Origin of the sequence: Tropicimonas sp. IMCC34043 (assembly GCF_003390845.1) — a bacterium.
Taxonomy (GTDB): domain Bacteria; phylum Pseudomonadota; class Alphaproteobacteria; order Rhodobacterales; family Rhodobacteraceae; genus Tropicimonas.
The window spans coordinates 261,014-274,178 of record NZ_QMEK01000004.1 but is presented as its reverse complement, the minus strand read 5'-3'; the positions used below and the strand labels follow the sequence as shown (position 1 = coordinate 274,178).

General features: G+C 67.5%; 10 protein-coding genes. 2 read left to right on the top strand and 8 right to left on the bottom strand.

What is annotated here, in order from left to right; genetic code table 11:
- The first annotated feature begins 67 nt into the window (after window positions 1–67).
- Window positions 68–691, top strand: a complete 624-nt coding sequence (locus DQG17_RS15970) for an MliC family protein (protein WP_232829467.1) — start codon at window positions 68–70, stop codon at window positions 689–691.
- A 51-nt stretch (window positions 692–742) separates the two neighbouring features.
- On the opposite strand, the gene DQG17_RS15965 is transcribed toward DQG17_RS15970, so the two are convergent.
- Complete coding sequence (locus tag DQG17_RS15965; RefSeq protein WP_116133849.1) at window positions 743–2,431, bottom strand: chloride channel protein; 1,689 nt, start codon at window positions 2,429–2,431, stop codon at window positions 743–745.
- A gap of 97 nt (window positions 2,432–2,528) precedes the next feature.
- Here DQG17_RS15965 and DQG17_RS15960 point away from each other — a divergent pair, with 97 nt between their 5' ends.
- The gene (locus DQG17_RS15960; RefSeq protein ID WP_116133848.1) at window positions 2,529–3,929 is read left to right on the top strand and encodes an FAD-binding oxidoreductase; all 1,401 of its coding nucleotides are present in this window, start codon (window positions 2,529–2,531) and stop codon (window positions 3,927–3,929) included.
- Between the two features lie 110 nt (window positions 3,930–4,039).
- Here DQG17_RS15960 and recN read toward each other — a convergent pair whose 3' ends face one another.
- From recN to DQG17_RS15925, 7 genes are all read right to left on the bottom strand, one after another.
- Window positions 4,040–5,689, bottom strand: coding sequence for a DNA repair protein RecN (recN, locus tag DQG17_RS15955; RefSeq protein WP_116133847.1), 1,650 nt, complete (start codon window positions 5,687–5,689; stop codon window positions 4,040–4,042).
- Between the two features lie 105 nt (window positions 5,690–5,794).
- A complete protein-coding gene (locus DQG17_RS15950) occupies window positions 5,795–6,649 on the bottom strand; it encodes an outer membrane protein assembly factor BamD (protein ID WP_116133846.1) in 855 nt (284 codons plus the stop codon).
- A gap of 171 nt (window positions 6,650–6,820) precedes the next feature.
- Window positions 6,821–7,741: a UDP-3-O-acyl-N-acetylglucosamine deacetylase gene (gene lpxC, locus DQG17_RS15945; RefSeq protein ID WP_116133936.1), complete on the bottom strand. Its 921-nt coding sequence runs from the start codon at window positions 7,739–7,741 to the stop codon at window positions 6,821–6,823.
- A 230-nt stretch (window positions 7,742–7,971) separates the two neighbouring features.
- Entirely contained in the window at window positions 7,972–9,561 is a 1,590-nt protein-coding gene (ftsZ, locus tag DQG17_RS15940; RefSeq protein ID WP_116133845.1) for a cell division protein FtsZ, read from the bottom strand.
- A gap of 439 nt (window positions 9,562–10,000) precedes the next feature.
- Window positions 10,001–11,335, bottom strand: a complete 1,335-nt coding sequence (ftsA, locus tag DQG17_RS15935; RefSeq protein WP_116133844.1) for a cell division protein FtsA — start codon at window positions 11,333–11,335, stop codon at window positions 10,001–10,003.
- A 6-nt stretch (window positions 11,336–11,341) separates the two neighbouring features.
- Window positions 11,342–12,247, bottom strand: coding sequence for a cell division protein FtsQ/DivIB (locus tag DQG17_RS15930; protein ID WP_232829466.1), 906 nt, complete (start codon window positions 12,245–12,247; stop codon window positions 11,342–11,344).
- Complete coding sequence (locus DQG17_RS15925) at window positions 12,235–13,149, bottom strand: D-alanine--D-alanine ligase (protein WP_116133843.1); 915 nt, start codon at window positions 13,147–13,149, stop codon at window positions 12,235–12,237. Before DQG17_RS15925 ends, DQG17_RS15930 begins: the two co-directional genes overlap by 13 nt.
- Window positions 13,150–13,165: the final 16 nt, after the last annotated feature.

Genomic DNA, 13,165 nt, shown 5'->3' with positions numbered 1-13,165 from the left:
CGCCTTGCCCGCCAGTGGCGAGGCGCCATAGTGGTCGTCACTTCAGGATCCGTTGGGAGGACCCGCCTTGAAACACGCCTGCCTTCTTGCCCTGCCGTTCGCCTGCGTTGCAGCCGTGGTCGGCGCTCAACCGTCCTTCGATTGCTCTGCCGCGGAAAGCGACGCCGAAAAGGCGGTCTGCGCCACGCCTTCGCTTGCCGAACTCGATGTCGAACTGGCGCGGGTCTATAATCTTGCCGTCAACGGACCCCATGCGACGCCCGACCGCAGCCAGTCGCTGAAGGAAACCCAGCGCGGCTGGATCAAGGGCCGCGACGCGTGCTGGAAGTCCTCGCTCGGGCTCGAGACCTGCGTCGCCAACGAATACGCCTTTCGCATCGACGAGATCCGCGCCGGAAACGCCGATGCAAGGGAAGGCGACGGCGCCTCGCTCGGCCCCTTTGCCTACGAATGCAGCGGGCTCGATGCCGGGCTGAGCGCCACTTTCGTCAACACCGCCGACCCGATGGTCGTGCTGCGCTGGCGCGACAACGCGCTCGTTCTGCCGATCGCGATCTCGGCCTCGGGGTCGCGCTATGCCAGCGACATCTGGGAAGGCGGGCCGACCGAGTTCTGGATCAAGGGTCGCGATGCGATGTTCACGCCGCCGGGCGGGGCGCAACTGTCTTGCCACGAGGAAGAGATCGGCTGAGGTCAGAGGCGCGCGCCCGGGCATCGCCACGCCGCCCGGCGCGCTCTGCGATCAGCCATGTTCCTCGGCCGCCGTCTCGGCAAGCGCGCGGGAATAGGCGCGCAGCGCATCGACATAGAACAGAGCCCCCAGCAGATCGGTCTGCTGCCCGGTCTCGTCGCGCCCGACCACGGGGATGAACCCGTGCCCGTCCCGTTCGAACAGCGGCAGCGCCACCTCGAGCGTCGCCTCGGGCGCCAGCATCACGCCCTCTGCCATCATCTCGAGACAGCGGTCCTCGGGGGCCGCGCGCGGGCCATCCTTGGCCCGCATGATGATCGCGGCCGAGTATTTCGTCAGCAGATAGGCCTGCGGTCCGGCCGCCAGCCGCACGCCACGGTTTTCCAGCTGGGTCAGAAAATAGGACCGGTGCACCAGCCGGCTGGCCAGTGCCGTCGACAGCGCCACCGCAACCAGCACCGCAAGGCCGGTCTTCCAGTCGCCGGTCAGTTCGAACACGATCAGCGTGGTCGAGATCGGCGCGCCCAGCACCGCCGCCGCCACCGCCCCGAACCCCGCCAGGGCATAAAGCTCGCCAGTGCCGGAATAGCTTGGCACCAGATCGGTCGCGACATGGCCAAAGGCCAGCCCGGTCAGCGCGCCGACCATCAGCGCGGGCGAAAACACCCCGCCCCCCATGCGGCCCGCCATGGTGATGACGACCGCGATCACCTTGACGACGGCCAGCAGCACCGCCTGCCGCAGCCCCAGTTCAGCCCTGAGCGCTGCCGCCGTCGTCTCGACGCCCACGCCGATCACATGGGGGAATACCAGAGCGAGCAGCCCGAGCAGCGCACCCGCCACCACGGGCCGCTGCCAGCGTCGCATTTGAAGCCGCTCCTGCATGTGGCTCGCCCAGTCGTCGCCCAGAAACAGCGCCCGCATCAACGCCACCGCGACCAGCCCGCAGAGCAGCCCGAGCAGCACGAAGGCCGGCAGTTCGACATAGAAACTTAGCATGGTCTGCGGGGCGAGCGCGAATTCCTGCACGTCGCCAAAGGCGAGCCGGCTGACCACCGTTCCGGCAACCGAGGCGATGGCGATGGGCGCGAAGGCACTGACCGCATAATGGCGCAACACCACCTCGAGCGCGAACAAGGTGCCGGCAATCGGCGCGTTGAAGCTGGCCGAAACGGCCGCCGCGACCGCGCAGCCCAGAAGTGTGCGCCCGGCAATCGGGTCGGCCTGCATCCGGTCGGACACCCAGCTTGCCAGCACCGCCGCCAGATGCACGACCGGCCCCTCGCGCCCCGACGAACCGCCCGAGGACAGCGTGATCAGCGAGGCGAGCGCCGAGGCGATGCCGGCGCGTTTTTCGACCCGGCCATTGTGCAACGCCGCGCCCTCGATCACGTCGGCGACCAGCCGCACCCGCCCGTCGGGGGTGAAACGGTCCAGGATCAACCCGACGGCCAGCCCGCCGCAGATCGGAATGCCAAGCAGCATCCACCAGGGCAGCGTGCCGGCATGGCTGTGGATGTGGTTCACGTCGGGCGTGCGATAGAGCAGGCCCTGCAGCCAGAGAATGCCGTTCCGAAACCCGACTGCGGCGGCGCCCGAAACGAGCCCGAGCGCCAGCGCGACGGCCCAGAACAGCACCTTGCCCGGCCCCTTGCGGTGCAGCGTCTCGCGGCCACGCCGCAGGCTGGCGCGGGCCTCGTCGATCTGGCGGCGGATCAGCGCCTGCGTGCTCTGCCCCAAGGATGTCCTCCTGCGTGCGGGATTGGCGCCCCGTCTTTTGCCCCGGCGCGGTGTATTCTAGACTGAAACCCTGATCCCGCCAGAGAGGAGGCACGAGATGAGCGTGAACGAGGCCCTTGCAGAGCTGTCGAACCTTCTGGGTGATCGAATTTCCCGCGCCACGGCCGAGCGCGACCACCATGGGCAGTCCGAAAGCTACTATGCCCCGGCCCTGCCCGATGCCGTCGCCTGGCCCGAGACGACCGGGGAAGTGGCCGCGCTGATGCGGATTTGTCTGCGCCAGCGCTGTCCGGTGGTGGGCTGGGGGACGGGCACGTCGCTTGAAGGTCAGTCGCTGGCGGTTGCGGGCGGGGTCTCGGTCGATTTCGCGCGCATGAACCGGCTGATCGAGATCAATGGCGAGGATATGGACTGCCGGGTTCAGCCCGGCATCACCCGCGAGGAGCTGAATACCGACCTGCGCGCCACCGGCCTGTTCTTTCCGGTCGATCCCGGTGCCAATGCCTCGCTGGGCGGCATGGCTGCGACGCGGGCCAGCGGCACCACGACCGTGCGCTATGGCTCGATGCGCGAGAACGTGCTGGGGCTGCAGGTGGTGCTGGCCGACGGGCGGGTGATCCATACCGGCAGCCGGGCGCGCAAATCGGCCTCGGGCTATGACCTGACGCGCCTCTTCGTCGGCTCGGAGGGCACATTGGGGCTGATCACCGAACTGACCTTGCGGCTGCATGGCGTGCCCGAGGCGATATCGACCGCCGTCTGCGCATTCGAGCGGATCCACGACGCGGTCGCGACCGTGATCGCCACGATCCAGATGGGGATTCCGGTCGCGCGGATCGAATTCGTCGATGCCGCCGCGATTGCCGCGATCAACGCCTATTCCGGCGCCGATTTCCCTCTGACCCCGCATCTGCTGGTCGAGTTCCATGGCTCGGAGCAAGCCGCCGCCGAGGATGCCCGCCGCTTTGCGGAGCTTGCCGGCGAAACCGGCGGCACCGGCATCCGGCAGGCCACGAAGACCGAGGACCGCAACGCGCTGTGGAAGATGCGCCACAGTGCCTATCACGCGATCCTGGCGAGCCGCCCCGGCGCCCGCAGCATCGTGACCGACATGTGCGTGCCGATCTCGCGGCTGGCCGAAGCGGTCGAACAGACCGCCGCCGACATCGCCGCGAGCGGCATTCCCGGGCCCATCGTCGGCCATGTCGGCGACGGCAATTTCCATGCCTGCCTGCTGGTCAAGGACGAGTCGCCCGCCGAAATGGCGACCGCCAAGGCGTTGGCCCACCGAATGGCCGAACGCGCCCTGGCGCTTGGCGGCACGGTCACCGGCGAACACGGCGTCGGCATCGGCAAGCGCACCTATATGAAGGCCGAACATGGCGAAGGCTGGCAGGTGATGGGGGCGATCAAGCAGGCCTTCGATCCGGCGGGGATCCTGAACCCGGGAAAGCTGGTCCCCGATCTGGCGCCGCACGCTCAGGCGGCGGTCGGCTGAGCTCATTTCAGGAAGCGGGGCGCTGCCCCGCACCCCGAGGTATTTTTCCAAGAAGAAGACGGGGGCGGGTTTCTTTTCGGTGCAACGGGCGGGGGGAGTGGGGGCGCGCGTCAGCCCTCCAGCAACGCCCGCGCCGCGGCCCGTGCCTCGTCCGTCACCGTATCGCCCGAGAGCATCCGCGCCAATTCGTCGACCCGCGCGGGCGGATCGAGCGGCGTCACGGTCGAGAGAGTCGTGCCACCCTCGACCCGCTTTTCGACCCGCCAGTGGTGACCGCCGCGTGCCGCGACCTGCGGCGAATGGGTAACGACCAGCACCTGCCCGCGATCGGCCAGCGCCTGCAGCCGCCGACCCACGGCATCGGCGGTAGCGCCCCCGACGCCGCGGTCGATCTCGTCGAAGATCATGGTCACGCCGCTGTCCTCGCCGCGCAGGCAGACCTTCAGCGCCAGCAGGAAGCGCGACAGCTCTCCGCCCGAGGCGATGCGGTTGAGCGGCCCCGCCGGCGCGCCGGGGTTGGTTGCGACGGTGAATCCCACCTCGTCCTGCCCTTCGGGGCCCGCTGCGCCCGCAGCGATGCCGGTGGTGAAGACCGCGCGCTCCATCTTCAGCGGCGCAAGCTCGCCCGCCATGGCTGCATCGAGCCGCAGGGCGGCCGCGCGCCGCGCCGTGCCGAGCGCCCCGGCCGCGGTGGCATAGGCCTCTGCCGCGGCGGCGGCCTCTGCCTTCAGCCCGGCCAGATCCCCGGCCCCGGCGTCGAGCGCCTCAAGCCGCGCGCGCAAGCCCTCGGCCAGTTCCGGCAGCGCGTCGGCCGCGACCTTGTGCTTGCGCGCCAGATCCCGGATCGCGAACAGCCTTTCGGTGATCCGCTCGGCCTGGTGCGGGTCGACGCTCAACGCCTCGAGGCACTCGGCCACCCCCTGCTCGGCCTCGCCAAGCGCATCGAGCGCCCGGCCCAATGCCTCGATGGGCGCATCGAGCCGCCCTTCGGCGCCTTCGGCAGCTCCGTCGAGCCAGCGCAACGCATTCGAAATCTGCCCCTCGGCGCCCTCGGAGGAGATCGCTGCATGCGCCCGCGCGATATCCTCGCCAAGCCGCAGCCCCGCCTGTATCAGCCGCCGCCTTGTGTCGAGCGCTTCCTCCTCGCCGGGTTCGGCCGCCAGCGCGTCAAGCTCGGAGACCGCGTGGCGCAGGAATTCCTCCTCGCCGCGCAGGGCCGAGAGCCGCGCCTCGGCCTCGGACACTGCCGCCGCGGCGCGGCGCCGTGCGCCCCAGGCGGTTCGCACCTGCGCCAGCAGGTCGTCATGGCCGCCAAAGGCGTCGAGCAGCCCGCGGTGCCCGCGCGGGTTCAGCAACCCGCGGTCGTCCTGTTGGCCATGCAGTTCGACGAGCGCGTCCGACAGCCGCCTGAGGACCTCGCCCGAGCTGCGCCGGTCATTGATCCAGGCGGTCTTGCGCCCGTCGGCCGAATTCACCCGGCGCAGGATCAGTTCCTCGTCCTCGGGCAACCCGGCCTCGCGCAGCACCGCGCGCGCCGGATGGCCCTCGTCCAGCTCGAACCAGGCCGTGACCTCGCCCTGCGCCGCGCCCTCGCGGACCAGTTCGGCCCGGCCGCGCCAGCCCAGGACGAACCCGAGCGCATCGAGCAGGATCGATTTGCCTGCCCCGGTCTCGCCGGTCAGCACGTTCAAGCCGGGCCGGAACTCCAGCTCCAGCCGATCGATGATCAGGATGTCCCGAATTTCCAGTCCGCGCAGCATGCCGTCACCCCACTGGCATCCCCGCCGGGGCGACCCGCAACGTGCCGCCGTTCCCCGGGCAAGTTGCGCCTGCCGGCGGCACGCATCCGAAAGGGCGCGTTCCGGTCAGAGCCACTGCCCCTTGACCATCTGGCGATAGACCTGCCGCAGCCAGCTGTCGCCCTTGGCCTGCGCGGTCAGACCGTTCTTGACCAGCAGCGAGTAGGCATCGCGATACCAGACTGTCGCCTGGAAGTTGTAGGCCAGGATCGCGCCCGCGGTCTCGGCCTCGTCGTCGAGCCCGAGCGCCAGATAGGCCTCGACCAGCCTCAGCAGCGCTTCGGGCGTGTGCGAGGTAGTCTGGAAATCTTCCACCACCACCCGGAACCGGTTGATCGCCGCGGTATAATGCTGATGGCGCAGGTAATAGCGCCCGATCTCCATTTCCTTCGCCGCAAGGTGGTCGAAGGCCAGATCGAATTTCATCATCGCCGACTTGGCGTATTCGCTGTTGGGATAGACCTCGATCACCGTGCGCAGCGCCTGCAGCGCCTGATATGTCAGGCCCTGGTCGCGGCCGACCTCGTCGATCTGGTCATAATAGCTGAGCGCCAGCAGGTACTGGGCATAGGCCGCGTCCTCGTCGGCCGGATAGAAGTCGATATAGCGTTGCGCCGCCGCACGGCTGTTCTCGTAATCATGCGCGGTGTGGTACGAGAACGCCTGCATGATCAGCGCCCGCTTGGCCCATTCCGAATAGGGATAGAGACGCTCGATTTCGCCGAACAATTCGGCCGCGTCGTCAGGGTTGCCGCCGTTCAGGTCGTATTCGGCACGCTTGTAGATCTGTTCGGCGGTAAAGCTCTCGAGCGGCGCGCCGCGGCTGGCCTTGATGCCACGGGAATTGGCATCGCAGCCCGCTGCCAGCAGGGCGATCATCAATACCCCGACCAGCCGGAGTGTCACGCTGCGCACTGCCATGCCGTCAAACCCTTGCCTACTTGCTGCCTTCGGATCCGGGCGCACTACCAGGATGCCAAATCGTCTAGCATAGAAAAATCCGGGGCAAAACGGGTCTGCACCGGATTTCCTTAAGGTGATGTCGCAGGGGCCCGCCCGGCGGTTGACGGGCTCGGAGCGGTGCCCCGGCGGTCAGGCGACCGCGGCGAGGTCCGCGAGGCTGACCCCGACCCCCGGCAACCGGCGCTGAAGCGCGGCGTCGCAGACGGTCCACTCGACCGCACCCGGGGTCGCAAAGAGCTTGCGCAGCAGGCGGTTCGTCAGGGTGTGACCGGCACGGACGCCGGTGTAGCGCCCGAGAATCGGCGCACCAGCCAAAGCCAGATCGCCAAGCGCATCGAGCATCTTGTGCCGCACCGGCTCGTCGCCGTGGCGCAGTCCGCCCGGGGTCACGACCTGGTCGCCATCGAACACAACCGCGTTTTCCGCCGAACCGCCAAGGGCGAGGCCGTTTGCCTGCATGTATTCGACATCCGACAGACGGCAGAACGTGCGGCTGTCGCACAGCTCGCGCACGAAGGCGCCGTTCGCCATGTCGAGCCCACGGACCTGCCGGCCGATCGCTGCCACGTCAAAGTCGATCTCGAAGTCAATCTGCAGCCCGTCAGACGGGGAAAGCCGCGCGCGCGCCGGACCGTCCGACACTTCCACCGCCTTGAGGATCCGCAGCGCCCGCACCGGGGCGTCGAGCGGCCGAAGGCCGGCTTTCAGGATTGCCCGGACGAAGGGCGCGGCCGAACCGTCGAGGATCGGAACCTCGGGACCCGAGACCTCGACCACGGCATTGTGAACGCCAAGCCCGGCAAGGGCGGCCATCACATGCTCGACGGTCGAAACGCTGACCCCGTCGGCATTGACCAGCCGGGTACACAGCGGCACATGCTTGGTCATGTCCCAACGCGCATCCACCCAGGCGTCCCGATCCGTCACGTCGCTGCGCCGGAAACGGATACCGGTGTCGGCCGGGGCCGGCAGGATCACGATCCGGGCCGGGCGCCCGGAGTGGAGTCCGGCGCCAAGCAGGCGTGCAGGGGATTTCAGGGTCGTTTGCAAGGCGGTCACTCGGCGTTACTGTATCTCTTGGCCGGAGATCACGCTCCGGCAATTGTGAGATACGTGCGGCCGCACTGCAGCTCAATTCAAAGATTGTGACTGCTTGTAACATGGGTTCGCGGAACTGGGCAGTTCCCCGCCGAGCCCCCAGCATCGCCCCATAAATCGCTGATAAAAAAGAAAAAGGGCCGCAGAAACGGCCCTTTCCGAAAGTCGATTACGTGATCGGCTCAGTTCGCCTGACGGCGCAGAAACGCCGGAATTTCGATCCGGTCGTTATCGGGATCCGTCTCGGGATCGTCCTCGAAGGCGGTCTGGGCACGGCCCTGGGCCGGGCGCAGATGCGGCGGCTGCTGTCGCGGCGCCGCGACAGGACGCTCGGGCATCTCGTGCTGGCCCGACATCCGGTGGATCAGCGAGCCGATGCCGAAGCCACGCTTTTCGCCCGCTGCATCCTCTGCGGTCCGGGCGGCGAGGCGGGGATCGTTCGGCGCCGCCTTGTTGACCGCGGCGCGCAGCCGCTGCAGGGCCTCGGGGGTCGGCGTGCCGGGGGCTGCGACGCGGCGCTGTTCGGTTTGCGCCGCCTGGGCTGCCTCGGCCGCAATCTCCTCGTCGGTCATCAGAACAACGGGATCGCTGGCCTGCGGCTGATAGGCGGGGGGCGGCACGTCATCGCCCTCGTCCACGACGACCGCTTCCTCGCGGATCGGGGCGAAGCCGCCGAACAGGCTCGGTTCCTGCTCGCGCGCGACCGCCACGGCGGGTTCTTCGGGTTCGACGGCCTGCGGGGCAATAGACCGCATCGGCTCACGCAGCGACCGGTTCGGACGCGGAATGTCGTGCACCACCTGCCCGGCGTCGATGCCGGTTGCCACGACGGACACCCGCATCTTGCCTTCCATCTCCATGTCGAGCGTCGAGCCGACAATGATGTTGGCCTCGGGGTCGACTTCTTCGCGGATCCGGTTCGCCGCTTCGTCCAGTTCGAACAATGTCAGGTCGTAGCCGCCGGTAATGTTGATCAGAACGCCCTTGGCGCCTCTCAGGCTGATCTCGTCCAGCAGCGGGTTGGCGATTGCCTTCTCGGCGGCCTGGATGGCGCGTTCGTCGCCCTCGGCCTCGCCGGTGCCCATCATCGCCTTGCCCATCTCGTCCATGACCGAGCGTACGTCGGCAAAATCGAGGTTGATCAGGCCCGGACGCACCATCAGGTCGGTCACGCCCTTGACGCCCTGATAAAGGACGTCATCGGCCAGGCTGAAGGCTTCGGTAAAGGTTGTCTTCTCGTTCGCCAGCCGGAACAGGTTCTGGTTCGGAATGATGATCAGCGTGTCGACCACCTTCTGAAGCTTCTCCACGCCTTCTTCGGCCTGGCGCATCCGCTTGGCGCCTTCGAACTGGAAGGGCTTGGTCACCACGCCAACGGTCAGAACGCCAAGCTCGCGCGCCGCCTGGGCGATGATCGGGGCCGCCCCGGTGCCGGTGCCGCCGCCCATGCCGGCGGTGATGAAGCACATGTGAGCGCCCGCGAGGTGGTCGACGATCTCTTCGATCGTTTCCTCGGCCGCCGCTGCACCGACCTCGGGCCGCGCACCTGCGCCCAGCCCCTCGGTCACCTTCACCCCCATCTGGATCCGGTTCGGCGCATTGCTTTGTTGCAGCGCCTGGGCATCGGTATTGGCCGTGACGAACTCGACACCTTCGAGGTTCTTCTCGATCATGTTGTTGACGGCATTACCGCCAGCGCCGCCGACGCCGAACACTGTGATCCGCGGCTTCAGTTCGTCCTGCTCGATCGGCATGCTGAGGTTCAATGCCATTTTTTCTCCGCCTGTCCTGGCCGCCTTGTCGAATGGCGGCAATCTGCCTGTCGCGATGGGGCGCCTGAGCCCCGACTTCCCGTCTGTTTTGCCACAGCATACGCGGCACATCCCCCGGCGTCACGAAAAAAGTGCAAAAATGCCACAAAATATGGTGGAATTCCGCCGAGGTATTCCCTGTATCTTTGGGGCAACCGCTGCATCTGGTTAAACTGACAAAACGGCACACAAGCAGCGCGAGCGCCAGGCGCCCGCGGCGGGATGGACACACCCATTCCGGGGTGTGCGTCGTGTCATGTCTGGGCGGCTGCTCGGCCTGCCTGCGCGGGATTTATCCAGCGTCATCTTCTGCAATGCAGCTTACATTCCAGGCCGCCGAAACACCAGCGATTTCAACCGTCCCGGCGCAAAACTCCGTGTTCGGCGCCGGGGCGGAGCCCTACCAGTTGTCGCGGAACCACTTCACCGCGCGCTTCAGCGATCGCGCCGGATAGCGATCTGCGGGAATGTCGAAGTCCCACCACTCGTCCTGAGGATTCGCCGCGAACAGGCAGAGCCCGACCGAGCCCGAAAACGCCGGGCCGGTGGCCGCCTGCGGAAGCCCCTGCACCCGAAGCGGCCGTCCAAGCCGCACCTGCTGGCCAAGGATTCGCGACGCCAGACCATCGAGACCCGGCGTCTGGCTGCAACCGCCGGTCAGCACGATCTGCTGCGCCGGAAGATGATCAAAGCCGGCCGCATCGAGCCTTGCCCGCACGTCTTCCAGTATTTCCTCGACCCGCGGCCGCATGATCCCGATCAGTTCGGCGCGGCTGACCTTGCGCCGGTCATGTTCCCAGTCGCCGGTATCGCCACCGATCTCGATCATCTCGCGGTCGTCGATGCCCGTGGCGGTGACCCCGCCATAAAAGGTCTTGATGCGTTCGGCCACGTTCAGCGGCACCTGCAGCCCCTTGGAAATATCCTGGGTGATGTGCTCGCCGCCGATCCGCACCGAATCGGCATAGATCATGTGTTTCTTGATGAAGACCGAAATGCCGGCCGATCCGCCGCCCAGATCGACGCAGGCAGCCCCCAGCTCCTGCTCGTCCTCGACCAGCGCCGAGATCCCCGAGACATAGGCCGAGCTTGCGAGCCCGGCGAGTTCCAGGTCGCAACGCTTGATGCAGTAAAGCAGGTTCTGGATAGCCTGCATGTCGACGGTCAGCAGATGCATGTCAACGGACAGGCTGTTGCCCATCTGGCCGCGCGGGTCGTTCAGCCCCGAGCGATGATCGATTGCAAAGTTCACCGGATGCGCGTGCAGGACCTCGCGGTCCGAGCCGAAATCCGGCACCAGGCAGCTCGACAGCACCCGCGCCACATCGTCGTCGCGCACCGTGCTGTCAGCGAGGTCGATCCGGCCGTCGAGGCCATAGCTGCGCGGCCGTGCGCCCGAAAAGCTGACGATCACATGATCGACCCGGACGTTGGCCATCTTCTGCGCCGCCTGCACCGCGGTGCGGATCGCGCGCTCGGTCTCGCGCATCGCGGCAATCTCGCCAAAGGCCACGCCGCGCGACCGGGTGGTGGCGGCACCGATCACCCGAAAGCTCGACTGGCCCGCCAGCGATCCCACGCCCTCGCCGCCGCGGAACTTTTCCGGCCCGTCAAAGCGCAGCACAAGGCAGGCGATCTTGCTGGTGCCGACATCGAGGATCGCGATCACGCCGCGGTCCATTGCCTGATTGCGCATGCGTCGCATGCTGCGCTGTGTCTGATAGAGGTCGGTCATCGCCTGTTATCTCCCGAACTCGAAATCTCGGATTTTCTGAATTTCCTCGACGCCGTAGCTGGTCAGGCGCACGGTCGGGCGCAGCGGATTTCGGAAATCCACCACGGTAATCTCGCGGTCCAGCATGTCGCGCGCCTGATCGAGGGCGATCAGCCGTTCGAGCGCTGCAACCGCGTTCTTCTCGGGCAACTGGATCCGCTGTCCGCGGTCCAGTATCACGTCCCAACGCCGCTCGCCCACGCGCATCAGCCCGCGCAGCCGTCCAGCCAGCGGCGCCGCCGCCGCGATCAGCGCCAGCGCTTCGGGCACGGCCTGTTCAACGCCCTGCCCCGCCACCAGCGGAAGGTCGGGCCAGTCGGTGCGCGCCGCGGCCCCGGCAACCAGATTGCCCTCGGCATCCAGCAGGCTCAGCCCGCCGACATGGCGCCACAGCACCGCGGGCTGCCGCTCGACGATCTCGACCACCAGCACGCCACCGGGCTTGATCCGCATCCGCGCCGAGGCGACGGCATTGAAGGATTCGACGTTCTGGCGCATCGGCTCCAGTTCGATATCGAAGGACGACAGCGGCAGCCGCAGCGCCAGCTGTTCGCGGACCGCATCGGCAAGCTCGGGCGAGGCGCCCTCGATCGACAGAACCTTGATCATGAACTCGGGCCGTTCCTCGACCGCGCGCTTTGTCTCGTCGACCCAGGTCGTGATGTCCTCGACCCGAGCCTTGTCGGACAGGAACCAGAGTGCCAGCCCCGCGACCAGCAGCCCCGGCAGCCCGACCCGCAGCATCCGCCGATAGGCCGGGGTCAGCCACATCCGGTGCATCCGGTAGGACCAGCGCGAGGGGGCAGGGTCGCGTCCCGACGGCCGGGCGCCCTTGCGGGAATAGACGCGCGGCTCGGGCTTTACCGGTTGCACGACGCATCCTCCACGATCCAGCGGCAGAAGGCGCCGAACGGGATGCCGCAATGGGCCGCCTGTTCCGGTGCGAGCGAGGTCGGGGTCATGCCGGGCTGGGTGTTGGTTTCCAGCAGCACGAGGCCCGCAAGCCCGCGCGCCTCGTCCCAGCGGAAATCGGTACGGCTGATGCCGCGGCACCCCAGCGCCCGATGCGCCCTCAGCGAATAGTCGAGGCAGGCATCGAATATCTCGGCAGGCACGTCGGCTGGCAGCACGTGGCGCGAGCCGCCGGGTTTGTACTTGGCGTCATAATCGTACCAGCCGTCGGTCAGGATATCGGTCAGGGTCAGGGCGCGGTCGCCCATCACCGTGCAGGTCATCTCGCGGCCCGGCGCGAATTTCTCGACCATCACCACCTCGGGCATGTCGGGCGAAAGCTGCGGCGGGCTGTTGGCATGGTCTTGGACCAGATAGACCCCGACCGACGAACCCTCGTTGTTCGGCTTGACCACATAGGGCGGCGCCATCACATGGCGCGCGCGCACCTCGGCGGCGCAGGCAAGACGGCTTTCGACGACCGGAAGGCCCGCCATCCGATAGGCAAGCTTCGTGCGTTCCTTGTCCATGGCGAGCGCCGAGGCCAGCACGCCCGAATGGGTATAGGGGATCCGCAGCCATTCGAGCAGACCCTGAACGCAACCGTCCTCGCCCCAGCGGCCATGCAAGGCATTGAAGACGACGTCGGGGGCGAGCTCGGCCAATCGCGCCGCCAGGTCCGGCCCGGCGTCGATTTCCACGACCTGAAATCCTTCACCCCTCAAGGCGACGGCGCATTCGCGCCCCGACGACAGCGAGACTTCTCGCTCCGTCGATGGTCCTCCAAGAAGGACCGCGACCTTTGGGGCTGTCCTGCTCGACATGCCCGCCTCGATTTCC